This is a genomic window from Ruegeria sp. BF6, from assembly GCF_056538665.1.
In genome coordinates this window covers 65306-87574 of sequence record NZ_JBQFTN010000014.1, presented here as the reverse complement: position 1 = coordinate 87574, position 22269 = coordinate 65306, and the positions used below count along the sequence as shown (strand labels likewise).

General features: G+C 53.9%; 23 protein-coding genes. 17 read left to right on the top strand and 6 right to left on the bottom strand.

Annotated elements, in window-relative coordinates:
- Positions 1–478 precede the first annotated feature (478 nt).
- Positions 479–1297, top strand: a complete 819-nt coding sequence (locus ACR0IM_RS20490; protein ID WP_480683059.1) for a nucleotidyltransferase domain-containing protein — start codon at positions 479–481, stop codon at positions 1295–1297.
- A 1102-nt stretch (positions 1298–2399) separates the two neighbouring features.
- Positions 2400–2918 (top strand): redoxin domain-containing protein, encoded by a 519-nt coding sequence (locus ACR0IM_RS20485; RefSeq protein ID WP_480683058.1) that lies wholly within the window; start codon positions 2400–2402, stop codon positions 2916–2918.
- A 24-nt stretch (positions 2919–2942) separates the two neighbouring features.
- Here ACR0IM_RS20485 and ACR0IM_RS20480 read toward each other — a convergent pair whose 3' ends face one another.
- On the bottom strand, positions 2943–3611 hold the full coding sequence (locus ACR0IM_RS20480; RefSeq protein WP_480683057.1) for a GntR family transcriptional regulator: 669 nt from the start codon (positions 3609–3611) through the stop codon (positions 2943–2945).
- 322 nt (positions 3612–3933) lie between these two features.
- Here ACR0IM_RS20480 and ACR0IM_RS20475 point away from each other — a divergent pair, with 322 nt between their 5' ends.
- The 14 genes from ACR0IM_RS20475 to ACR0IM_RS20410 all read left to right on the top strand — a co-directional run bounded on the left by ACR0IM_RS20475 (position 3934) and on the right by ACR0IM_RS20410 (position 17284).
- Positions 3934–4908 carry a TRAP transporter substrate-binding protein gene (locus ACR0IM_RS20475; RefSeq protein ID WP_480683056.1) on the top strand — a complete coding sequence of 325 codons (975 nt, stop codon included), beginning with the start codon at positions 3934–3936 and terminating at the stop codon, positions 4906–4908.
- Positions 4909–4984: 76 nt separating this feature from the next.
- On the top strand, positions 4985–5518 hold the full coding sequence (locus ACR0IM_RS20470) for a TRAP transporter small permease (RefSeq protein WP_480683055.1): 534 nt from the start codon (positions 4985–4987) through the stop codon (positions 5516–5518).
- 2 nt (positions 5519–5520) lie between these two features.
- Positions 5521–6807, top strand: a complete 1287-nt coding sequence (locus ACR0IM_RS20465) for a TRAP transporter large permease (protein WP_010437285.1) — start codon at positions 5521–5523, stop codon at positions 6805–6807.
- Between the two features lie 19 nt (positions 6808–6826).
- Entirely contained in the window at positions 6827–7261 is a 435-nt protein-coding gene (locus ACR0IM_RS20460) for a GlcG/HbpS family heme-binding protein (protein WP_170519537.1), read from the top strand.
- 10 nt (positions 7262–7271) lie between these two features.
- Complete coding sequence (locus ACR0IM_RS20455; RefSeq protein ID WP_480683054.1) at positions 7272–8144, top strand: NAD(P)-dependent oxidoreductase; 873 nt, start codon at positions 7272–7274, stop codon at positions 8142–8144.
- 54 nt (positions 8145–8198) lie between these two features.
- Positions 8199–8942 (top strand): SDR family NAD(P)-dependent oxidoreductase, encoded by a 744-nt coding sequence (locus tag ACR0IM_RS20450; RefSeq protein WP_480683053.1) that lies wholly within the window; start codon positions 8199–8201, stop codon positions 8940–8942.
- 72 nt (positions 8943–9014) lie between these two features.
- Complete coding sequence (locus tag ACR0IM_RS20445) at positions 9015–9938, top strand: sugar kinase (RefSeq protein ID WP_480683052.1); 924 nt, start codon at positions 9015–9017, stop codon at positions 9936–9938.
- Positions 9939–9954: 16 nt separating this feature from the next.
- Positions 9955–10698, top strand: coding sequence for a ribonuclease activity regulator RraA (locus ACR0IM_RS20440; RefSeq protein WP_010437293.1), 744 nt, complete (start codon positions 9955–9957; stop codon positions 10696–10698).
- Between the two features lie 322 nt (positions 10699–11020).
- Positions 11021–11674 carry a bifunctional 4-hydroxy-2-oxoglutarate aldolase/2-dehydro-3-deoxy-phosphogluconate aldolase gene (gene eda, locus ACR0IM_RS20435; protein WP_480683051.1) on the top strand — a complete coding sequence of 218 codons (654 nt, stop codon included), beginning with the start codon at positions 11021–11023 and terminating at the stop codon, positions 11672–11674.
- Positions 11671–12810 carry a mandelate racemase/muconate lactonizing enzyme family protein gene (locus tag ACR0IM_RS20430; protein ID WP_480683050.1) on the top strand — a complete coding sequence of 380 codons (1140 nt, stop codon included), beginning with the start codon at positions 11671–11673 and terminating at the stop codon, positions 12808–12810. Before eda ends, ACR0IM_RS20430 begins: the two co-directional genes overlap by 4 nt.
- Positions 12807–13676 carry an amidohydrolase family protein gene (locus ACR0IM_RS20425; protein WP_480683049.1) on the top strand — a complete coding sequence of 290 codons (870 nt, stop codon included), beginning with the start codon at positions 12807–12809 and terminating at the stop codon, positions 13674–13676. The genes ACR0IM_RS20430 and ACR0IM_RS20425 overlap by 4 nt, the downstream gene beginning before the upstream one ends.
- A 30-nt stretch (positions 13677–13706) precedes the next feature.
- On the top strand, positions 13707–14507 hold the full coding sequence (locus tag ACR0IM_RS20420; RefSeq protein ID WP_480683048.1) for an NAD-dependent epimerase/dehydratase family protein: 801 nt from the start codon (positions 13707–13709) through the stop codon (positions 14505–14507).
- 49 nt (positions 14508–14556) lie between these two features.
- Positions 14557–15324: an HpcH/HpaI aldolase family protein gene (locus ACR0IM_RS20415; protein ID WP_010437308.1), complete on the top strand. Its 768-nt coding sequence runs from the start codon at positions 14557–14559 to the stop codon at positions 15322–15324.
- 163 nt (positions 15325–15487) lie between these two features.
- The gene (locus tag ACR0IM_RS20410; RefSeq protein WP_480683047.1) at positions 15488–17284 is read left to right on the top strand and encodes an IlvD/Edd family dehydratase; all 1797 of its coding nucleotides are present in this window, start codon (positions 15488–15490) and stop codon (positions 17282–17284) included.
- A gap of 304 nt (positions 17285–17588) precedes the next feature.
- Here the strand turns inward: ACR0IM_RS20410 and ACR0IM_RS20405 are convergent, their stop codons facing one another.
- A complete protein-coding gene (locus tag ACR0IM_RS20405; protein ID WP_480683046.1) occupies positions 17589–17816 on the bottom strand; it encodes a DUF1127 domain-containing protein in 228 nt (75 codons plus the stop codon).
- On the bottom strand, positions 17806–18030 hold the full coding sequence (locus tag ACR0IM_RS20400) for a DUF1127 domain-containing protein (RefSeq protein WP_480683045.1): 225 nt from the start codon (positions 18028–18030) through the stop codon (positions 17806–17808). Before ACR0IM_RS20400 ends, ACR0IM_RS20405 begins: the two co-directional genes overlap by 11 nt.
- A gap of 130 nt (positions 18031–18160) precedes the next feature.
- Between ACR0IM_RS20400 and ACR0IM_RS20395 the strand changes: the two genes are divergently transcribed.
- Positions 18161–19069, top strand: coding sequence for a LysR family transcriptional regulator (locus tag ACR0IM_RS20395; protein ID WP_480683044.1), 909 nt, complete (start codon positions 18161–18163; stop codon positions 19067–19069).
- Between the two features lie 451 nt (positions 19070–19520).
- Here the strand turns inward: ACR0IM_RS20395 and ACR0IM_RS20390 are convergent, their stop codons facing one another.
- From ACR0IM_RS20390 to ACR0IM_RS20380, 3 genes are read right to left on the bottom strand one after another with little or no spacing between them, the layout of a single operon-like run.
- Positions 19521–20330, bottom strand: coding sequence for an NAD-dependent epimerase/dehydratase family protein (locus ACR0IM_RS20390; protein ID WP_480642752.1), 810 nt, complete (start codon positions 20328–20330; stop codon positions 19521–19523).
- Positions 20318–21220: a hypothetical protein gene (locus tag ACR0IM_RS20385; protein ID WP_480683043.1), complete on the bottom strand. Its 903-nt coding sequence runs from the start codon at positions 21218–21220 to the stop codon at positions 20318–20320. The genes ACR0IM_RS20390 and ACR0IM_RS20385 overlap by 13 nt, the downstream gene beginning before the upstream one ends.
- A gap of 52 nt (positions 21221–21272) precedes the next feature.
- Complete coding sequence (locus ACR0IM_RS20380; RefSeq protein WP_010437236.1) at positions 21273–22268, bottom strand: substrate-binding domain-containing protein; 996 nt, start codon at positions 22266–22268, stop codon at positions 21273–21275.
- Between the last annotated feature and the right edge of the window lies 1 nt (position 22269).

The following is a 22269-nucleotide window of genomic DNA, read 5'->3' as shown; positions in this document are numbered from 1 at the left end:
CAAATCCGCCGCATAATCAGACCAATCAGATGGGCCACATCCTCTCTTAGATCAGAGCGCCATCTGTCCCAAAATCCCTGACGACGGACACTTATGCTACTGGAGACATGGATGAGGTCGACAGGGTGATTGACTACCTTGCTTTTGTACGCCGAATGAAGAAGCAGGGTGTTTATGAATTGGGACACTCGCGTGAAGAGGACCTAGATGGGCAATGATACAGCCAGAAATAACTTCACATAACACCGGTCCAGTGATGTTCGCGGTTTAATATGGTGAGGCGTTTGACCAAAAGCAGTCTGCGCGCGCCTCTGAACCGAGGCACATGCACAGACTTTGGGGAAACCTGCCGGGCGTTTAGCTCAGCATGATTGGTTCCGACAGGTTCGCCGCTCTCCCAATCGCCGCGCCTAGGTCTCCTTTACAAAAACTATGATTTACCGTTCCAGATGGCCGTCTTGACACTGCGAGAAACACCATGAACCGTCTACCTTTCGCGTCCAGCGTTTCGCCTGAGATCGAGCAGGTCATCCAATCTAAGCTTACCGCTTTAGAAGCGGATCATGATGTCCGGGTGCTGTTCGCCATTGAAAGCGGTAGCCGTGCATGGGGTTTCCCGTCTCCCGACAGTGATTACGATGTACGCTTCATCTACGTACATCGGCCAGACTGGTATCTGAGTATTGAGCCCGGTCGCGATGTTATCGAACTGCCGATCGAGGGCGATTGGGACATTAACGGGTGGGATATTCGCAAAGCGCTTGGTTTGTTGATCAAACCTAACCCCGTGATGTTGGAATGGTTATCCAGTCCTATCAGGTACAGATGGAATGATGCGATATGTGAACGGCTGATTGCCTTCGCAGCCAAGACGACCTTCGGCGAATCCTGTCTGCACCATTATCGCAACCTGGCACAGAAACAGTGGGACAAGCATGTTGGTGAGAGCCAGGATGTGAGCTTCAAAACGTATTTCTACATCCTGAGACCCGCTTTGGCGATCTCGTGGATCCGGCAGATACCCGACACGCCACCGCCCATGAACCTGCATGATCTCATGAAAGATCAGGACCTGTCTCCCAACCTAGTAGGGCACATTGACAGGCTTTTGACTTTAAAAAGCAAAACCAAGGAAATGGGTCGTGGACAGCGCATAGCGGTCATTGATGAATTCATACACGATCAAATGGCGTGGGCATCCGTAGTGAAAAAGAACGAAGATCGCCACGACCTCATGACCGAGGGCAATAACTTGCTGCGGCACATCGTGAGAAAAGAAGCAGGACTTGGTTCGTGATCTACCGATGGCCGCAACGGGCCAGACTGCTTCGGCCGTCTCAACGGCCACCTGAGCCAAAGTGCGCGGCGGAGTTATGGAATGCTTCCGCCGCACATACTCACCAATAATAGTGGTGGGGCTTGCGCCCATCGGGCCAGACTAGGTCGTCAGGATCAGCGCCTTTCAGGATGCCGAACGCAAGAGCCTTGGATTTGCGTCTCGTTGGACGCGTGTGACAGGTGATGTCGTGATAGCGTGGCCAATTGCCAAGCCACCGGACATCATCCGGGTCTTTTCCGAGACGACGGCTCAGACCTAGGCGTGAGTACCCGTTCCCAAGCACGGTTCGGGGACGTTTGCGTTTGTAATGGGCCATGTCATTGGCCTTTCATGCAGTTTCTGAACTACATGGCACCCTCCATCGGTTGGCTCGTTGGTTTTGGGCTGGGCTCGGATAGACGGCCGAAAACGCAGCCGGCCTGAATATCGGACTGGGCGAACAAGATCAATGGGGCGGGAAAAAGCCGCTCAATGTGGTGTTAGGTGATTGGGCCGGTAGGCTGTGGACGGACGGACCACTCAACCAGAGATCGCTTCACATAACACCCGTTCAGTGAAGTTTGCGTTTCGGTAGGACGCTGCAATTCATGCGGTGGTCGCAAAACCTGCCATTCGAGATCCGGGTCGACGAAGACCGCAATGCAGCCTAAGCGGACTTTTGCGGTTGCAGGTAGTGAATACGCAGCAGTTCTTCGCGTTTAAAGTAAAGCGCTGTCGGTGACGTGGTGGATTTCACGAGGCTGGTCGTTTGATCGTTCTTGTCTCGATTGTGAAGGTTTCTTGGAGCCAAATGCGATCATGTCGCGTTGAATTCGATGCAGATACGCTGGATGCGCTCACACCTGTTGCGGCATTAGACGTCCGCCTGCAATGAGGGCCGTAGAGTGACGGCGGGTAGGTATCGGTGTTTCCTCGTTAACTAACAGCAAACTTAGATCGAGCGTGCCTTTCAAGCACCCAATGATATCGCGATCTTGGTTTCAATCATTGCCTTGACGTGACATGAACTAAGCCAACGGTATCCGCGCAAAGCCTTGTTTGTAGTAGAAAGGAACGACTCATGACCTCAGCCAAACCAAATGTCGGCGCGCAAATCGAGCAACTGAGTTTTTTAAGGCTGGGGTCTGATGATAAGGTTACGATCGGTCAACAAAAAGACCGCTGGACCATGTTGTTTGTTTATCGAGGCAAGCATTGTCCTCGCTGCAAGCGCTTCTTGAACAAGTTGAATGTGGCGCTGTCAGCATGGGCTGACGTTATGGACGTTATCGTTGTCTCTGCCGACACCAAAGAAAAAGCTGCGGCAGACAAAGCAGAATTCGGCTGGGATTTTGATCTTTGCTATGGAATGACTGAAGCGCAAATGCGCGCGCTTGGTCTTTACGTGTCATCGCCTCTATCTGATGCAGAAACGACGGGTCTGTTCGCCGAACCTGGCGCGTTTGCCATCCGTCCGAATGGGACGCTGATGCTGGCCGATATCTCTAACGGCCCTGCTGCACGTCCCGATTTGGAAGAGCTTTTGGACGGCATGAAATTCAATATTGATAATGATCGTCCGGAACGAGGAACGGCCTGAGACGACTAGATCGCATGGCCTCGGTTACTCAAAGTAGCCTGGGTGCGTCTTGTGAATGAAGTCGATGGTTTCGTCGAGGCGGGACAGATGTTTTCTGACAGCGGCTTGCGCTTGGTCATGGTCTCCTGCCGCCATGGCCTCTGCAATCTCTCGGTGATCGGCGAGGATGGCGTCTGCGGCACTGCCCTTTTCAAGACTGAGCATACAAAGCCGGTCAACCTTTTGCTTGGATTCTAGCATTACATCAAATGCCATCGGATTGCCGCTGAGCACGTAGATCAGTTTGTGAAAATCATAGTCCAGCGAGTGAAACGCTGATAGATCACCGTCACTGATCGCCTGCTCTTGTAAGGCGAGATTTTCTTCAAGTTTTGTTTCACGTGTTGCATCCCAAACTTCCATTGCTCGATGGACGATCTCTAGCTCCACCGCCATTCGAACCAATCGCGCGAGAGCCACACGCTCCATAGAAAATCCTCGAACTACGGTCGCCTTTTGTGGTCGTATTAAGAGCAGATCTTCGTTGCCGAGTCTTGTGAATGCGTTGCGAACAGGTTGGCGTGATACGCCGAATCGGCTGGCTACCTCTGTTTCGGATAGCTTTGTACCGGGAAGAATTTCAAGCGAAACGATCTCGTCGTGTAGCGCTTCATAGACCGCATCGGTTGTGGTTCGTCTGACAATTTCTTCCACGGTATGTTGCTTGCGCCCTCTGTCTTAGTCACGTTTCAAATTACAGATCCACGGTTATGGCATTGAAACAAATAGAATATTCTATTTTGTTTTGCTTGAGTGAACCAATGTAGGCCTGTCACCTATCAAATGCCCTGCGCTTTCGACTGTCAAGCAATCTGACATACTAAAAGCCTACGGTTGACATAACTTGGATACTAGTGTCCCTTTAAGGGCAGCAGCGATTCTGGTTCTTGGGGGAAATCGAAAGCTACGTGGCTTACGGTCTCTGAAATTCCATGAAAGCCAAATCCTGTCCAAAAATAACCGGGGAGGAGAACCCATGACTTTCACGAAATCGTTCTTTGCAACTGCGACCGCTGTGGCATTCATTGCAACGTCAGCTTCAGCCGAAAACTGGCGAGCCTGGAATATCCACAACGACGGCCATCCCAACACGGCTGCAATGGACAAGTTTGCCGAACTGGTTGACGCCGCTACAGACGGCGAAGTTACCGTCGATGTGTTCCACGGTGGTGTTCTTGGTTCCCAACCGGATGCCCTAGAACAGGTTCGTATCGGCGCAATCGAGGTCGGTAACTTCAACCTCGGTCCTATTGGCCCAATGGTGAAAGAAGCTAACCTTGTATCGCTTCCTTTCATCTTCAAAGATGTGCCGCACATGTTCCGCGTGCTGGACGGCGACGCCGGTGAGGTTGTTTCAGCTGCGATGGGTGAAGCAGGCGTTCTGCCACTGGCATGGTTTGATGCCGGTGCGCGTTCTTTCTACAGCCAAAAGCCGATCAACACGCCCGCAGATGTCGAAGGTCTGAAAATCCGTGTGATGAACAACGATCTTTATACATCTATGATTTCAGCTATGGGCGGTAACCCGTCTCCAATGGCATTCTCCGAAGTTCAGCAAGCGCTGAAAACCGGCGTTGTTGATGGTGCGGAGAACAACTTCCCGTCGTTCAAGAATGTCGGTCACTATGAAGTGACCACAAATTATTCTTTGTCCGAACACCTGATTATCCCCGAGTGCATCTGCGTGAACACGGCCAAATTCTATGCGCTGTCTCCTGAATTGCAAGCCGCTGTGCGCGGTGCAGCAGAAGAAGCCGCATTGGTCCAGCGTGAGCTTTGGGCAATTGGTTCTGAACAAGCGCGTAAAGATGTTGAAGCGGCCGGCATCACCGTCAATGAAATCGCCGACAAAGGCCCATTCCAGTCTGCAATGGATTCGGTTTATGCAGACTACTTGGCTGCAAATCCAGACATGAAAGCGTTGGTAGAAATGGCGCAAGCCACTGAATAAGTTGTCTTAACAGTTCAACTTTGAGCGCCCGGCTCCGCCAATTGGATGCCGGGCGTTTTGTCTCAGAGGAAATCCAATGCAAGAGCCCGATACCGCCCCTGCCGCCATGCGCAACATGGACAGGATTCTTGATCTGCTCGCACGAGTTTGCATGTTGCTGTCTGGGATCGCCATTGTCGTTATGACTGCGATCTTTGCTTGGCTGGTGTTCGGTCGCTACGTTCTGAACAACACGCCCACTTGGGTTGAGCAGGTTTCACTGCTTTTGGTTATGGTCATCGCGTTTCTCGGAGCGGCTGCGGGTGTGCACAATCACACGCACCTCTCTGTTGTCGTGTTCCGCAATTTAGTCCCACCCACTGTGCGAACGGTCTTCGTCGTGCTCACTGATGTCCTGATGGCTGGTTTCGGTGGCATGATGTTTTGGTACGGGATCGAGCTGACAATATTCAAATGGAACACCTTGATCCCGCTCATCCAATGGTCAGAGGGCTTGCGCTCCTTGCCACTGACAATCAGCGGCGCGTTGGTGTTCCTTTTTTCCACTGGCCATCTGATCCGCCTGTTTCTGGGCCGAGACGAACGCCAAGACAACATAGATCAGGGATAGTCATGGGACTCATGATTCTGTTGGGGGTTTTTGCCCTATGTGTCATCATCGGTGCGCCAGTAGCATACGCCCTTGGTATCGCTGCATTGGCTTCCTTTTGGTTTGAAGGATTGCCGATGTTTGTTGGGTTCCAGCGTATCGTGTCTGGGATCAACGTCTTTTCCCTAATGGCGATCCCGTTTTTCATCTTTGCGGGCGAGCTGATGTTTCACGGTGGAATCGCGATCCGGTTGGTTCGGTTTGCGCAGGCCGCCGTAGGCGCTGTGCGCGGTGGGCTTGGTATCGTCAATGTCTTCTCGTCCATGTTGTTTGGAGGCATTTCCGGATCGGCAATTGCCGATATCTCGGCGCTTGGGTCGATCCTGATCCCGGTGATGAAAGATAAAGGCTATGATGCCGATTATGCGGTGAACGTCACAGTGACATCATCAATTGCCGGGATCATCATCCCGCCCAGCCACAACATGATCATCTTTGCCCTTGCAACAGGCGGTGCAGTTTCAATCTCAAAACTGTTCCTGGCCGGAGTTGTGCCCGGTGTCCTTATGTGTTGCTGCCTTGCGATTGCCGCCTATGTCGTGGCGGTCAAGCGCGGCTATCAGGCCGAACAGTTTCCGGGTTGGACCGCACTGGCCATCGCCTTTGTTGGATCGATCCCTGGCTTGTTGACGGCCGTGATCATTGTTGGAGGGGTCTTGTCAGGCGTCTTTACGGTCACGGAATCCGGCGCGTTCGGGGCAATGTATGCCTTTGTGGTGACGCTTATTGTCTATCGCAGCCTGTCCTGGGAAAACTTCAAAACCGCCGTTATCTCTTCGGTGCGCACAACGTCTATGGTGATGATCCTGATCGCCTGCGCCGGTGCCTTTGCCTATATGCTGACGTTCAACCGGGTGCCGACAAAAACAGTCGAATTCCTGTTGGGTATCACAGAAAACCCGATCCTAATCTTGTTGATGATCAACGCTGTGCTGTTGCTCTTGGGGATGATCATGGACATGGCCGCGTTGATCCTGATCTGCACACCGATTTTCCTGCCGGTGATGAACATGCTGGGCATCGACCCGCTACAGTTCGGCATGATCCTTTTGGTGAACCTCGGTCTTGGTCTTTGCACACCACCTGTCGGGACCTGTCTCTTTGTAGGGTGTGCTGTTGGAAAACTACCGATGGAGAAAGCGGTCAAAACGATTTGGCCTTTCTACCTCGCCATCTTTGCCGCGCTCATGCTGATCACTTTTGTACCGGCAATATCGCTGACACTGCCGAACTTGATCATTGGTCCCTAAATCAAAGGAGAATGAGGCTATGCTGACAATAAGACGCCTGGACATCGATGACGCGGGCAAGTTGATCGCAGGAGCGCGAGCCAAGGCGCAGGAAATCGGTGTACCGATGTGTATTGCCGTTACAGACGAAAGCGGCAACCTCATCGCGTTTGAGCGGATGGATGGTGGCAAGATTACCAGCATCATTTTGGCTATCGACAAGAGTTTCACTGCAACCGGTATCCAAAAAGGAACCGATGCTCTTGGTGAAGCAAATCAGCCTGGCATGGCCGCACACGGAATTTCCTCAACGCTCGGCGGACGAATGGTGACCGTTGCAGGTGGCCTTCCCGTGACCGTCGACGGACAGGTGGTTGGCGGGATCGGTGTCAGCTCGGGCTCGCCAGCTCAGGATCTCGAAGTTGCGCAGGCAGGGGTCACGGCGCTCTGCGAAGCCCAATTGGAAAGAGTTTAAGGAGTCAGATATGACAAAACCCGTCATCGGTTTCATCGGCCTCGGTCTTATGGGCGGTAACATGGCAGAGTGCCTGCAAAACAACAGTTTTGATCTGGTTGTTATGGGTCGGAACAAGGAAGCCGTCGCAGCCACAGTCAACCGCGGTGCTTTAGAGGTTAAAACGCCACGAGAGCTTGCTGAAAACAGCGATATCGTGATGCTTTGTGTAACAACATCGGATGTCGTCGAAAGCCTGATCTACGGAGATGACGGCATCCTGGCAGGCATCAAAGATAGTGCTGTGGTCATTGACTTTGGCACTTCGATCCCAGCGTCCACACGCAAAATCGGCGCAGACTTGGCCGCAAAAGGTGCTGGTATGATTGATGCGCCGCTGGGACGCACACCCGCGCACGCCAAGGATGGTTTGCTGAACATCATGGCAGCAGGCGATATAGCCACCTTTGAGAAGGTGAAACCTGTCCTGGATGTACTGGGGGAAAATGTCTTTCACCTCGGCGAACTGGGTGCGGGCCATGTGACCAAGCTCATCAATAATTATATGGGCATGACGACAGCTTGCACCATGAGCCAAGCCTTTGCCGTGGCTGAACGCTCAGGGGTTAACAAACAGCAGCTTTTTGACATCATGTCAGCTGGACCGTCCAATTCCCCCTTTATGCAGTTTTGTAAGAACTACGCGGTGGATGGTGTCAGCGATTTGGGGTTTTCGATTAACAACGCCAACAAGGATCTTGGATACTTCCTGAAGCTGGCCGAGGACGTGGGCACTCGTGCCGAGATCGCTGAAGGAACCGCGAACAACCTTCAGGCAGCCGCGGACGCAGGCCTGGGCGACGGCAACGTGCCGGAAATCTTCGACTATTTTGCCAAGCTTTAGCGTCAGATCCATCAGTCACGCATAGCAGCACCAATTGAACGGGAAAGAGCAACCATGAGACTTCAGGGAAAGACCGCAATTGTCACGGGTGGTGGCCGCGATATCGGGCGCGCCTGCGCTGTCAAACTCGCCGCCGAAGGGGTGAATGTCGCGGTGAACTACTTCGCCAGTAGTGCCGGCGCCGAGGAAACCGTAGCCGAGATCAAAAAGATCGGTGGACAGGCGTTTGCAATGCAAGGCGACCTGAACAAACCCGAAGAGGTCGATGCGTTGATCGCCAAGACGGTCGATACCTATGGCAGCCTGGACATTCTGGTGAACAATGCCGGAGGTTTGATCGCGCGCAAGAAAATCGCCGAGATGTCGCTTGAGCATTGGCAGGCTGTCATGGATCTCAACCTGACCAGCACGTTTCTTATGGTCAAAGCGGCACTGCTGCATATGAAATCCGGGGCCATTGTAAACATCGCCAGTCAGGCGGGTCGCGACGGTGGTGGCCCGGGTGCGTCGGCTTATGCAACGTCAAAAGGCGGGGTCATGACGCTCACCCGTAGTCTTGCAAAAGAACTGGGTCCTGATATCCGTGTCAACGCAATCTGCCCAGGCATGATCGACACGGATTTCCATAACATCCATACTCCCGATGCAGGCCGTCGGGGGCTAGAAGCCGCTGCGCCGCTCAAGCGGCAAGGCCAGTCTCAGGACGTTGCGAACCTCGTGGCATTTCTGGCAAGCGAGGACTCGGCTTATCTGACCGGGACCAATGTCGATATCAATGGTGGGATGCTGTTCTCGTGACCACTGCAGAACAGGTTACCTAATTGTCGAACGCTACCGTTTGTCAAACTTCGAAGTACTGGAAACCGGATTATGCGAATTCTCGCGATAGGTGAATGCATGGCCGAAATGGCCCCAACTGACGCGCCAAGCACGTATCAAATGGGGTTCGCCGGAGACACGTTCAATACAGCTTGGTATCTGGCCCAACTCACACCCGAAACGCCCTTGTCCTATTTTACCGCCGTCGGAGACGATGCCATCTCGTCCCGTATGCTGGATGCGATGCGCGAAAGCGGGGTCAACACCCAGCAGGTGCGGATCGTGCCAAACCGTTCAGTGGGGTTGTATCTTATCACGCTAAACAACGGGGAACGCAGTTTTACCTATTGGCGCGGCCAGTCGGCCGCACGCCTGTTGGCCCAAGACAAGCAAGCACTTGCCCGCGCCATGACGCAATCAGATCTCATCTATTTCTCGGGCATCACTCTGGCAATCTTGAACCCTGAAGGGCGCGCCGCCTTGCTCGACGTTGCTCAGTCAGCGCGGCGCGCCGGAAAACGGATTGCCTTCGACCCCAATCTGCGCCCGCATCTTTGGGACAGTCCCTCTGAGATGACCGAGAACATCATGCAGGCCGCCGCAGTTAGTGATATCGCTTTGCCATCGTTCGAGGACGAGGCACGTTGGTTCAGCGACCAGGAACCCGCGGCCACTTTGCAGCGCTATGCAAGGGCGGGCGCGGAAACGATCGTTGTCAAGAATGGCGCAGAAACGGTCCTGTATCGTACCGGCGGCGCAGAGGGCTCAGTCCATGTTCCGCCTCTGGCCTCGGTTGTGGATACGACTGCTGCAGGCGACAGTTTCAACGCTGGCATTCTGGCGGGGCTGGCAACGGACACACCCTTGCCTGACAGCATAGCGCTGGCCTGCAAACTGGCAGGGCATGTCGTGCAAGGCAAAGGTGCACTTGTTCCGATCAACCAAAGCCTGCTCGCCAGTTGCCTACAGCCCTAGCAGAAGGATCCAGCCCATGCCGAACCCTCAGCCTGCCGAAACGATCAAACTGCATCTGGATACGCTTGATCGCTTGTCAAAGGTCAGCACGGCAACCGTGGCAACGCTGCTTTACAAACGCGGTTATCAAAACGCCTATGTTCAAGGCGTTGCCCCATTGGGCAAGGGCAAGCCCACCCTTGTGGGCCCGGCTTTTACACTGCGCTACATTCCTGCACGGCCAGACACCGATCCGATCGAGGCGTTTCGTGAGCCAGATCACCCGCAGCGCGTGGCCGTGGAAACATGTCCTGAACGCGCTGTATTGGTAATGGATTGTCGGCAGGACGCCACGGCGGCCTCGGCAGGTTCGATCCTTTTAACGCGACTGGAAATGCGCGGAGCAGCGGGCGTTGTCACGGATGGTGGCATTCGCGACGCCGACGGTGCCGCAGCACTTGAGATGCCAGTCTTTGCTGCAAAACCGTCTGCCCCGACCAACCTTACGAAACATCATGCAGTTGATATCGGTTTGCCAATTGGGTGTGGCGGCGTGGCGGTCTATCCCGGTGACATCGTTCTGGGTGACAGCGATGGTGTCATGATTATCCCTCGTCACCTTGCCGATGACATTGCGATCGAGGCAGGCCCAATGGAGCTGTTCGAACGCTTCGTTCTGGAAGAGGTGCGAAAAAACACCCCCGTAATCGGGCTTTATCCTGCAACCGACCCAGACGTTCTTGAACGATTTGAGGTCTGGCGCGCACGGCTCTCTGACTGATGTCTGAATCGCAGCCACGCATTGTCCAAAACAGGGACAAATTCAATTCCCCTCAGGTTTCACCCGCTAAGAGGATCGTCGCGTTGGGCTTAAATTACTGCAATGAACTGGGGCAGAAACGGATTAACAAAGAATTCGGGTCGCCGAGAGAGACAGCTGTTGCAGCGTTTGAATTTACGGAATCCGGCTTGCTTGACAACTCGGCGACCGCCGCCAAAATTTTAACTGTCTCGTCTGGCTTAGAAAACGCGCTGTGCAACTCGTACCGCTTCACAGTCGGATCGGTTACACGATGCACCCACCTAAAGGATAATTTGTCCAGATGACTGTTTCTCCAAAGGCAGCGAGTTTACGGGCCCGAGAAATCTGTTCGCTCGCGCCAATTGTACCGGTTTTGGTGGTTGATGATGTCGCAACAGCCCGACCATTGGCCGAGGCACTAATCGCAGGCGGTTTGCCCGCGCTGGAGGTCACGTTGCGCACCCCTGCCGCTCTCGAGGTCGTTCGGGTCATGAGCGGCGTCCCGGGTGGACATGTGGGGGCTGGCACACTGATAACCCCCGAAGATGTTAAGGCCGCCAAAGAGGCCGGCGCTACCTTCGGTGTCTCTCCGGGTGCAACCGATGAAATTCTTGCGGCTTGTGAAGCCGAAGGATTGACGCTCCTGCCCGGGGCCGCGACTGCGTCTGAGGCGATGCGTCTTTTGGCGCGAGGCTATGATATGCTCAAGTTCTTTCCAGCCGAGGCCTCGGGCGGGGTATCGGCACTCAAGGCTATTGGCGGGCCTTTGCCGCAGGTTTCCTTCTGCCCTACGGGTGGGGTCAGCGCGGCGAATGCAGGCTCATATCTGTCGCAGAAGAACGTGGTTTGTGCTGGAGGCAGTTGGGTGGCGCCCAAAGATCTTATCGCCGTGGGTGATTGGGCGGGTATCGAAACTCTGGCTCGGGACGCAGCCCAGTTGGAGGTGTGTAAATGAAGATTTCCGAGGTTCATACACATCTTCTTGACTACAAGCTTGAGACCGCCTTCGAGAGCGCAGCAACTCGTTTCACGCGACGCCAACATGTTTTGGTCGAGATTATCTGTGACGACGGAACAACGGGCTGGGGCGAGTGCTTGGGGCCAGCGCAGCCAAACGCTGCGATCGTAAAGGCCTATGCGCCCAATTTAATTGGACGCAATCCGCTGGATACGGAAGTTCTCTGGCAAGGCCTGTATAATCTCCTACGAGACCAAGGGCAGCGCGGTCTCACAATGACCGCACTTTCAGGAATTGATGTCGCTTTGTGGGATATCAAGGGTCACCACTTTGGCGTTCCGGTTTCGGTGCTTCTCGGGGGACGTGTTCGGGACACAGTAAAGGCATATGCGACCGGGTCATTTCGGCGCGACGGGGTCGATCGTATTTCGGACAATGCCGAGGAATGCGCAGCCCATGTCGCTGCAGGGTTCCACGCAGTTAAAATCAAGATTGGCTTTGGGGTGGAAGAAGATCTTGCAGTCATCCAGGCGGTGCGTGAAGCGATCGGAACGCATACTCGTCTGATGATCGACGCAAATCACGGGTACTCGGCCCAAGAAGCGATCACTCTGGGCAACCGTGCGGCAGAGTTCGATATCGATTGGTTCGAGGAACCAGTCATTCCGGAACAACTTGACGCGTACCGTCGCGTACGCGCCGGTCAACCTATTCCGGTTGCTGGTGGCGAAACTTGGCATGGCAGGTTCGCGTTCCGCGAACCCCTGGAAACAGGATGTATCGATATCGCCCAGCCAGACTTGTGTGGCACTGGCGGTTTTTCGGAGATGCGCCGGGTCGTTGATATGGCGGCTCTTCATGGCGTACGTGTTGTTCCGCATGTTTGGGGAACAGCAGTGCAAATCGCTGCGAGCCTTCAGTTTGTTTCGGCCCTGCTACCGGACCCACCACGGCGCTATCCAATCGAACCGATTTTTGAGTTTGATCGGACGCACAACCCATTCAGGCAGGCGATAATCACCCACCCGATCGAACATGAAAACGGTGTGATCGCAATTCCGAACAAACCGGGTCTGGGTATTGAGATAAATCGTGACGCATTGGCAGAGTTCGCCATGGGAGACCCTGAATGATCGAACGCAGCTTCTCTGGCCGTGCCCCTGAGATCAAGCTGCCTGCAGGCGCCATTGATACACACGTTCACGTCTATCTTTCCGGGTTTCCAGCACGGCCAGAAGGTCCTGATCTGCCAGAGGGCCTTCCTGGGTTACCAGAGTACCGACAACTCATGGGCTGGCTTGGCATCGACAGGTTTGTCATCACGCAAGGAAATGCGCATCAGACCAACAATGCGAATTTGATGGCAGCGCTCAACGAAACCGGGAAGGTAGCACGCGGCGTGGCCGCCATAGACGGTGAAACCTCTGATGCAGAGCTTGAAATGCTCAAGGATGTAGGGGCCGTTGGGACGCGTATCGTGGATCTGCCAGGGGGCGCGGTTGGTCTCAACCAGCTCGAAGAGGTTGATGCCCGTGCTTTCGCCGCGGGCTGGATGATTGCGATTCAGTTCGATGGCTCGGATATTTCGGACCATGTTGAGAGGCTCTCAAAACTACGGTCCAGATGGGTGTTGGACCACCATGGCAAATTCTTAAGGGGTCTTGCGCCTGATGGCGATGAAGTCGGAATGCTCAAACGCCTTGTCGACGGTGGCAGATGCTGGTTCAAGTTTGCTGGTTGTTATGAGTCCTCCATCGAAGGCGAACCGCATTATTCGGACGTAGCTAAAGTTTCGAGGATCATGGCAGCCCATGCCCCCGAGCGCATTGTGTGGGGGACGAATTTTCCTCACAATTCGGCGACAAAAACCTCGGACTACCCTAACGACGCCGCATTGCTCGACACTGTTCTGAGCTGGTTTCCAGACGACCGCGCGCGCCACCTCGCTCTCGTAGAAAACGCCGAAGAACTCTACGGTTTCCAATCTGTAGCGACGTGATCGCCGCCTGCAAAAAGTGAGATATTCAAAATGCTAAACAAACTTTTGATAACGGGCGCGGACGGCAACCTAGGGTCGGTTTGTCGATCTCGCTTGCAGGGCCTCGCCACTACCATTCGCCTTGGAGCGCGGGAAGATGTGGGCCCTGCCGGAGAAAATGAAGAAATTGTGTATTGTGACTTGGCCGACAAAGGTGCGGTTGAGGCCATGGTCGAAGGGTGTGACGGGATTGTTCACATGGGGGGACAATCGATCGAAGCACCCTGGGAAACTATAAAACAATCCAATATCGACGGTGTATTCAATCTCTATGAAGCGGCCCGTAAATCGTCTGTTACGCCGAGGATATTTTTTGCCAGTTCAAACCACGCAATTGGCTTTCACAAACAGACAACGCGGCTTGATGCCAATGCACAGGTAAGGCCCGATGGTCTGTATGGCGTGTCAAAAGTCTTCGGAGAAGCTCTCGCAAGGCTCTATTTTGAGAAGTTTGGGATCGAGACAGCATTGGTCCGCATCGGTTCATCCTTTCCGGAACCAAAGAACCATCGCATGCTTGCAACGTGGTTGAGTTACGATGATCTGAAATCTCTTATCGAGAGTGTTTTCACAATTCCGCGTTTGGGATGTCCGATTATCTACGGTGCCTCGAACAACGACGCATCCTGGTGGGACAATCGAGAGACAGGCTTTTTGGGATGGAAGCCAAAAGACAACTCTGAGGCGTTTCGCGCCCGTATCGATGCCGAATGCACCCAACCTGCAATCGATGACGTATCCGCAGTTTATCAGGGCGGGGAATTTTGTGGTCAGGGCATTCTTGAGGAATAGAACCAATACGATCAGGCCATATGTGTAGACACTCTGAAAAGGTAAACCGATGCGACCAAACAAAATTAGAGAGCATTGGGCCGCAGGACGGCCTGTAGTCAATGGATGGCTGGCGATCCCAAGCGGTTTCTCGGCCGAAACCATGGCGCATCAAGGATGGGACACACTTACTGTTGATATTCAACATGGCGTAATCGACTACCAGAAGGCGGTCGAGATGTTCACTGCGATTTCGACAACGGATACCGTCCCAGTTACGCGCGTGCCGTGGCTCGAGCCCGGTATTTTGATGAAGGTGCTCGATGCCGGGGCTTACGGCGTTATTTGCCCAATGATCAATAACCGTGAAGATGCCGAGAACCTTGTGGCGTGGACACACTACCCGCCCAACGGAACAAGGAGTCTTGGGCCGACCCGAGGCCTCTTGTACGGAGGTTCAGACTACCCGCAGCATGCCAATGACACGATCGTCGTCTTTGCGATGATCGAGACTCTGCAAGGTCTCGACAACCTTGAAGACATACTGTCGGTTCCAGGGCTCGACGCCGTGTACATCGGACCTTCCGATCTTTCCCTGGCTTTAGGTTGCCGCCCGGCATTCGATGAGGTCGAGCCCCCCGTGGCCGAGGCCATTGAACTGATAGCCGCCAAGGCAAAAGAGTATGGGAAGTTCGCTGGCTGCCATAACGGAACACCGGAATACGCTTTGAAGCGCATCGAAATGGGGTTCCAGTTCGTCACAATCGCGTCGGATGCCCGTTTGATGGCTGCTGCTTCGAAAGACGCTTTGGCCCAGGTGCGTGGTGGACTGTCATAGTCTGTTGGCGGTGAACTTTGGGAAGCGCGTTTCAAAAACGTGGAGCCAGACAAGTTTCCGCTACTGTGCGCGGCTCCAATATCAGAATCCGCCTTTGCGCTGTTTGGTATGTTCAAAAGTCGAAAGATCTAACCGACACACGACCAAGACTTAGGAGGCACGCATGTCGCGTATTAAGCCCGAGAACCTCAGATCACGTCAATGGTTCGCCAATCCGAGCGATCCGGAAATGACCGCGCTCTATTTGGAACGTTATCTCAACTACGGGCTCACGCGCGAAGAACTGCAATCCGGTAAACCTATCATCGCAATTGCACAGACGGGCAGCGACCTAAGCCCTTGCAATCGCCACCATCTGGAGCTCGCCAAACGGGTGCGCGACGGAATCATCGCAGCAGGAGGCACAGCCATCGAAGTGCCGGTTCATCCCATTCAGGAAACTGGCAAACGACCCACCGCCATGCTCGACCGTAATCTGGCATATCTGAGTTTGGTTGAATCGCTGTACGGCTACCCGATTGATGGTGTGGTGTTGATGATTGGCTGTGACAAGACCACACCGGCTCTTCTGATGGCGGCTTCAACGGTCAACATTCCAGCCATCGCTCTGTCCGTTGGGCCGATGCTCAATGGTTGGTACGAGGGGAAGCGTGCAGGGTCTGGCACTGTGATTTGGAAAGCTCGCGAACGCCTTGCTGCTGGGGAAATCTCCGCTGATGAATTCATGGAAGCCGCCGCCGCATCTGCTCCCTCGGTGGGGTACTGCAACACTATGGGAACCGCCACCACCATGAACAGCTTGGCCGAAGCACTCGGTATGCAGCTGCCAGGCGCGGCGGCCATTCCGGCCCCGTACCGCGAACGCGGTCAGATCAGCTATGAGACCGGACAACGCATCATTGAAATGGTGTGGGAGGACCTGCGCCCGTCTGACATCATGACGCGCGCGGCCTTTGAGAATGCTATCGTCGTTAACTCCGCCATTGGCGGATCCACCAATGCGCCCATTCACCTAAATTCTATTGCGCGCCATCTAGGTGTGCCACTTGACAATGATGACTGGCAGGTTTTGGGGCATAATGTGCCCCTTTTGGTCAATCTACAGCCCGCAGGCGAATATCTCGGCGAAGATTACCACCGCGCTGGCGGTGTACCTGCCGTGATCGCAGAATTGATTGCAGCTGGTCGCCTACCTCATGCAGAGGCCAAAACTGTCAACGGGCATAGCATAGCCAACAACTGCACGCGCCAGCGCAGCACAAATTCCAACGTCATTAAATCTGTTGATGCCCCGCTGAAAGATAAGGCAGGGTTCATTAACCTAAAGGGCAATCTATTTGACAGCGCGTTGATGAAAACCAGTGTTATCGGGTCAGAATTTGCAAATGCCTATCTTTCCAATCCCGATGATCCCAACGCGTTTGAGGGTCGTGCAGTTGTTTTTGATGGACCCGAAGATTTTCACAAGCGCATTGACGACCCTTCTCAGGATATCGATACCCGTTGCATTCTCGTTATGCGCGGAACCGGCCCCAAAGGGTATCCCGGTGGAGCAGAAGTCGTGAATATGCGAGCGCCATCTTATCTCTTGAAGCAAGGCGTTCAGGAATTACCCTCCATAGGTGATGGGCGCCAATCTGGCACTTCTGGCTCGCCATCAATCCTTAACGCTGCACCAGAGGCCTCCGACAATGGTGGCCTAGCAGTTCTGCAAACAGGGGATCGGATCCGCGTTGACCTTAACACCTGCACAGTCAACAATCTGATTTCCGATGCGGAACTTGAGCGGCGCAAGGAACAGTTAATCCATAACGGTGGATATCCCGTGCCCGAAAGCCAATCTCCTTGGCAACAGTATTTCCGTGATCTGGTGCAACCCTTTGACAAGGGCATGAACCTACGCAATGCTGACGCCTATCTCGACATCGCGCGCAAGTCACTGCCTCGAGACAACCACTGAATTCAACATATTGTGGGCACGCAGCCAGATCGTTTGCGGCGTCACATACGCAATCCAGCTTCACATCTTCATCTCGATGGTGACGGTAATCCCGACTATTATGATGTCTCTTCTACCTCTCACTTTTTGCGGCTCCTGCTTGGCAGGTTGGTTTGGGCCAGCATTTTCGGGAGGAGGTGAAAATGCTGGCCCTTTGCGTTGGCGCTCCCTGTTGGCTTTTTCGCCGCCGCTCTTGCTGGCTTACTCTGGGAGGAGCGAGGACCAGCAAATTCCGTTCAATCTTTTGTTCTGAGGGTCTGCTTCTCTATTCGTCAGCCATCAATTTTGCGGCATATTCCGGGATATCGGATCGCGAGATTCCAATCTGAGCGAGCTGATGGTCGTTCATATTCGAAAGTGTGGAGAGCATCCTGGCCGTTTGAAGCGCCTTCAAGGCAGCATTTGCCGTGGCTCCGATCCTCGCCAGGAAGCTGATTGATAGGGCGATGGCGTGACTACGATCTGTACTAGCCGTTTGGGTGTTAGCAGCCATATGCAGCCTCCATAGCAAGTCTTTTGATGCTACTGCGCGGAATGCCCAGATCTGTTAGGTCGCGGTCAGATAGCACCGAGAGCTCATAATACGTTGCGCGATAAACCCTGCGTTTGGCCTGTGCCTTTCGCATCGTGTCCAGATTTTGGTGAAAGAACGTGCGGCCAGCTTCGAAAACGACATCCAGCGCGCTGTTTGATCGTGTAATTGCCATGATATTGCCTCGTCCGTTGCTGCAATGCAGTATTTATGCTGCAATGCAGAGATACGTCTGTTTGGTAGCGCTCACAATTTGGCAATCTGGCATAGGCCCCATGCCAGATTGGAACAGCAAGGGTCATGACATGGATATTTCTGCGCAAATGTTAATCTTTGCGACAGTTGTCGAGCAAGGAAGCATATCTGCGGCTGCACGATCAATGGGGCAAACCCCGTCGGCTGTGAGCAAGCAGATCGGGTTGCTTGAAGATCAGGTTCATTACCGTCTTCTGAATCGCACCAGAACGGGTATCTCTCCAACACTGGAAGGCCAAGCATTCTACGAAAAATGCAAAGCGATGGCTGACAAATTCAAAGAAGCCGAGGCGATGATCCTTAGCTTTGATGGTGTCCCGCGCGGAGTGCTCAGAGTCGCATCCACGGTTGCCTTTGGTAAGTCACAGCTGATCCCCGCCTTGCCTGAATTCATGGAGGATAATCCTGAAGTTCAAATATCGTTGGATTTAACCGACCGGGAGATTGATCTTCGCAGTGAAGGGTTTGACGTGGCGATCTGCTTTGCTGAACAACGCAAAAGCCCAGATACAGTCGTCAGGCGCATCATGCAGAGCCGCAGAGTGCTTTGTGCTTCACCTGAATACATTGAGCGGTTTGGAACACCGTCGAATTTTGCCGATTTGCTCGACCACAATTGCCTCAGGGTTGCAGGAAGAAGCCAAAGGAATTCTTGGAGCAGCATCGAACCTAAGGCAGGCGATGAGTTTGAAGCAACGGGCAGTTTTGAGGGGAATAGCACTGATGTCGTTTTTCGAGCAGCGCTGGCTGGCATTGGTATCGCGCGACTACCCAGCTACATGGCAAACCGGAAGTTCAAATCCGGCGAACTCGTCCATGTCATGCCGGAATACGCACCGCCCAGCACAGATATTGTCGTGGTGTTTGCCGAAAGGCGCAATTTAGCGCCGAAAACTCGAGCGTTCGTAGATTATCTGGCGCGACGGTTTCGCAATGCCGATGACGACCAGATGACTTAATAATAGCCGTTGGAAGCAATCGATAGTTTCCAAAATAGTTTCACCTCAAGCGCCTGAAAAATCGGAAACATTATGTCGGGAATATCAATCCAATAACTGGCACTGGTTTGTAGGCGTAACGTTAGTAAATTATGCCTTTCATCGTTCTTGTCGGCATCGTCCATCGAAGGATGCCGTAATAGTTGGGTCAGAAATGCTTGACGTTTGGGTCAGAATTGAATGACGTGATCGACCGATTTGTTCAGGTTTTGGCTGTCGATTGAGTCAAATATCAGTGACGTTCCACATTTCATATAAAACGCCAGAGATGTTTGACCTTTCCGTCACAACATTGACCCAATTTCCTATTGTACCCAACTAGGCATGGGCCGGTCGCTTCGCGTTGGCAGCTCACACGGCGCTGAGATTTGTGTGATTGCGCGACGCGACAACAATACCCGGGCCTTGTACTCTACCAATCTGGAAAACGTGTCGTGAAATAGCTGGGGAGCCGGACTGCAAACAGCCGTTTCAGCGTCGATCTTAAGACAACGCCCAATGTTGTTTTCGCGGGGCTTCCATCCTCTGGAGAATAGCCAATCGCTTGTCGTGTTTCGGTGATATCCCAACGCATGCCTGGGTTATCAGACATTAGGTTCAGGGCTGCGAAGGAAATGTCCTTGGCATCTATTGCGGCGCGCATTCCGCTTAGAAAGTCCCGATCACTCAACCACATTTCCTGACCCCACCGGCCCATCGCCATGTGTGTGCCGGGTTGGTTGTCGTGAGTCCATTGTGTCCAGCCGATGCGCAAGCAGATGACCGACAGTCCGTGATGCTCAGCGAAATATGCCCCTGTCCGTTCACAGAATAGCTTTGACATGCCGTAGGCGTTTACTGGCCCTGGTGGTGTCGTGCTGTTGAGCACCTCATGCGTGAACCTTTTGTCGCCGTGAACCCAGTTGGAGCTGGCAAGAACCACTCGGCTGACGCCCATGGCTGCCGCATGGTGATAGAGAGAAAGCGTTGCATCCATATTGTGTTTGATCGCGGAGGCCCAGGTGGCGGAGGGCTCTCGGTCACCAGCTAGATGCACGATAACGTCCACGCCCTTAAGCAAGCTGACCCAACTGCTGTCGTCGGACAGGTCTGCGGTGTGAATGTCGGGATGATCAACGGGGCGAATGTCGATGCCAGAAACGGTGTAGTCGGGGTCGCTTTCTAGCGCGTCAAAAAGTTTGCGGCCGAGATGCCCACCAGCGCCTGTAATCAGGACATGCATGACAGGAACTCCTTGTTGTTTGCGAGTCCCAATGGCATTTGAGATGCATCTTCCTCCGCCAAGACGCGGAACGTCTGCCGAAAATTCAGCGTTTCATTCGGTGCGAGATTGCGAGCCGGGGAGTGCCACTCCGCTTCGCAATAGGCGTAATCGCCCGAATTAAAGACCTCAATCGGATAGTCGTGTGCAAATTGATCGCCCTGTTGAGGTTCTGGTACTGAACACATCAGCAGAAGGCCATCAGCGCCGCACCGCGCCACTGTACGTCCGTTTGGGTTCGGTAGCCCGACCTTGAATTCCTGCTGTCTGTTGCAATCCACGACAATGCCTTTGCCGTGCGTAGCTATCATCCCTTCGGAAGAGCCAAAAACAGGATAAAACGCAGGGTCTTCCAATTCGACACCGACCTTGGTGGGGGTGTTAAGCATCATGACTGACCAAATGCCGGTCAGGCGCGAGGAGGTCCCATGGTTGACCACGATGTGTTCTATTTCCCAGCTTTCCGCCGAGGTCAGCGTGATGCGGCGCGACACTGACAAGTGCGAGGTCGGGCATACTGCGCTGGACATGTCGATGCGAGTGCTGCTTCTCGAAGTGATCTGGTAAGAGCGGCTGTCCAACACAGGAAACGGAGCGCCGTTTACCCAGGAAGTATCTGGGGCGATCCAAGTCTTCTCGCCGCCCCAGAGCGGAAAACCAAATTGTGGAGAGCGTGTGGGCAGATCAGCAAGCCGTATGTCATCGACATCCAATCCGATGAGATCTGCGTTTTGAAATAAGAGGGAGCGACCTTGGAAGTTTATATCCCATAAGCGGCCCCCGATGCCGGGCAGGAGTGCCAGCTGCAGATCGTTTTGCTGCAGGTGAAGAACGCTCCATCTGTCCGACATGTACCCCCTCCTATCGGTTTCCCGGCGCGATCGAATGCGCCGGGACAATCCCTTAGGTGTGCTTGAACTGGACGACGTTCTCGGCAGTAATCGGCATAACCCCGGTTTCAACGCGCTCGGGTAGAGGATTGATGCCAGCCGCCTTCCAATCGGGCAAGACCTTCAGCGCATCAGTATTCTGCCAATGCATCATGTGGAAGGCGAGGAAGATCTCCAGATAGGATTTCTGAGCCACCGCGCCGTGAATTGTGCCGTCCTCGATATAGGGAAGCATATCATCATTTCGGTCCATCGCGACGATCTTGATGTCCTTGCGTCCCGCCTCGTTGACGGCAATTGCAGCGCCTTTGCCGCTGTCGCCGTCCGTGCCGCCAATTCCAACAATATCCGGGTTCGCCTGAATTGCCTGAAGGTAGGCTGTCGGCGCATAGGACGGGTCGGCCTTGTCGTTGACGACGTCGACCACTTCGATATCCGGGTATTTCTCGGCAAAGATCTGTTTGTACCCTTCGACACGCTCCAATGTGGAAGGGGCAGGGAAAGTGCCGAGGATAACTTTGCCTTTCCCGCCAATCGCTTGCGCCAGCATTTCGCCGCCGACACGTCCTGCCTGAACGCCGTTGATACCAAGGAATGTGGACCGGGGACTGTCGGGAATATCGCCAATACAACATGTGACCGGAATGCCCGCCTCGACCGCACGTTCGACGCCGGGGGCCAGAGTGGCCGGATCACCGGGGAAGATAAGGATGCCTGCGGGACGTCTTGCGATCAGTTCATCCAATTGGCGTGCTTGTGCGGCCGTGTCGAAATCCAACGGGCCCGTGAATGTGGCCTTGATGCCCATCAATTCTTCAAGGTCTTCCATCGCATTGCGATAGTCCACCCAGAACGGCACCTGCGTTACGATGGACAGGAACACATACTCCTTGCCGGCCGCTTGTGCCATGGCTTCTTTGGACAGCATGGGCAGTCCGAACGCTGCGGCCAGTCCAGCGGTGGTGCCCGCTGTCAGCAGCCTGCGCCGATTCACATTCAATTCAGTCATC

Bases quoted from the DNA above. Each gene is read 5' to 3' on its own strand.
- ACR0IM_RS20490 (WP_480683059.1), top strand. From the start codon at position 479: ATGAACCGTCTACCTTTCGCGTCCAGCGTTTCGCCTGAGATCGAGCAG.
- ACR0IM_RS20485 (WP_480683058.1), top strand. From the start codon at position 2,400: ATGACCTCAGCCAAACCAAATGTCGGCGCGCAAATCGAGCAACTGAGT.
- ACR0IM_RS20475 (WP_480683056.1), top strand. From the start codon at position 3,934: ATGACTTTCACGAAATCGTTCTTTGCAACTGCGACCGCTGTGGCATTC.
- ACR0IM_RS20470 (WP_480683055.1), top strand. From the start codon at position 4,985: ATGCAAGAGCCCGATACCGCCCCTGCCGCCATGCGCAACATGGACAGG.
- ACR0IM_RS20465 (WP_010437285.1), top strand. From the start codon at position 5,521: ATGGGACTCATGATTCTGTTGGGGGTTTTTGCCCTATGTGTCATCATC.
- ACR0IM_RS20460 (WP_170519537.1), top strand. From the start codon at position 6,827: ATGCTGACAATAAGACGCCTGGACATCGATGACGCGGGCAAGTTGATC.
- ACR0IM_RS20455 (WP_480683054.1), top strand. From the start codon at position 7,272: ATGACAAAACCCGTCATCGGTTTCATCGGCCTCGGTCTTATGGGCGGT.
- ACR0IM_RS20450 (WP_480683053.1), top strand. From the start codon at position 8,199: ATGAGACTTCAGGGAAAGACCGCAATTGTCACGGGTGGTGGCCGCGAT.
- ACR0IM_RS20445 (WP_480683052.1), top strand. From the start codon at position 9,015: ATGCGAATTCTCGCGATAGGTGAATGCATGGCCGAAATGGCCCCAACT.
- ACR0IM_RS20440 (WP_010437293.1), top strand. From the start codon at position 9,955: ATGCCGAACCCTCAGCCTGCCGAAACGATCAAACTGCATCTGGATACG.
- eda (WP_480683051.1), top strand. From the start codon at position 11,021: ATGACTGTTTCTCCAAAGGCAGCGAGTTTACGGGCCCGAGAAATCTGT.
- ACR0IM_RS20430 (WP_480683050.1), top strand. From the start codon at position 11,671: ATGAAGATTTCCGAGGTTCATACACATCTTCTTGACTACAAGCTTGAG.
- ACR0IM_RS20425 (WP_480683049.1), top strand. From the start codon at position 12,807: ATGATCGAACGCAGCTTCTCTGGCCGTGCCCCTGAGATCAAGCTGCCT.
- ACR0IM_RS20420 (WP_480683048.1), top strand. From the start codon at position 13,707: ATGCTAAACAAACTTTTGATAACGGGCGCGGACGGCAACCTAGGGTCG.
- ACR0IM_RS20415 (WP_010437308.1), top strand. From the start codon at position 14,557: ATGCGACCAAACAAAATTAGAGAGCATTGGGCCGCAGGACGGCCTGTA.
- ACR0IM_RS20410 (WP_480683047.1), top strand. From the start codon at position 15,488: ATGTCGCGTATTAAGCCCGAGAACCTCAGATCACGTCAATGGTTCGCC.
- ACR0IM_RS20405 (WP_480683046.1), bottom strand. From the start codon at position 17,816: ATGGCTGCTAACACCCAAACGGCTAGTACAGATCGTAGTCACGCCATC.
- ACR0IM_RS20400 (WP_480683045.1), bottom strand. From the start codon at position 18,030: ATGGCAATTACACGATCAAACAGCGCGCTGGATGTCGTTTTCGAAGCT.
- ACR0IM_RS20395 (WP_480683044.1), top strand. From the start codon at position 18,161: ATGGATATTTCTGCGCAAATGTTAATCTTTGCGACAGTTGTCGAGCAA.
- ACR0IM_RS20390 (WP_480642752.1), bottom strand. From the start codon at position 20,330: ATGCATGTCCTGATTACAGGCGCTGGTGGGCATCTCGGCCGCAAACTT.
- ACR0IM_RS20385 (WP_480683043.1), bottom strand. From the start codon at position 21,220: ATGTCGGACAGATGGAGCGTTCTTCACCTGCAGCAAAACGATCTGCAG.
- ACR0IM_RS20380 (WP_010437236.1), bottom strand. From the start codon at position 22,268: ATGACTGAATTGAATGTGAATCGGCGCAGGCTGCTGACAGCGGGCACC.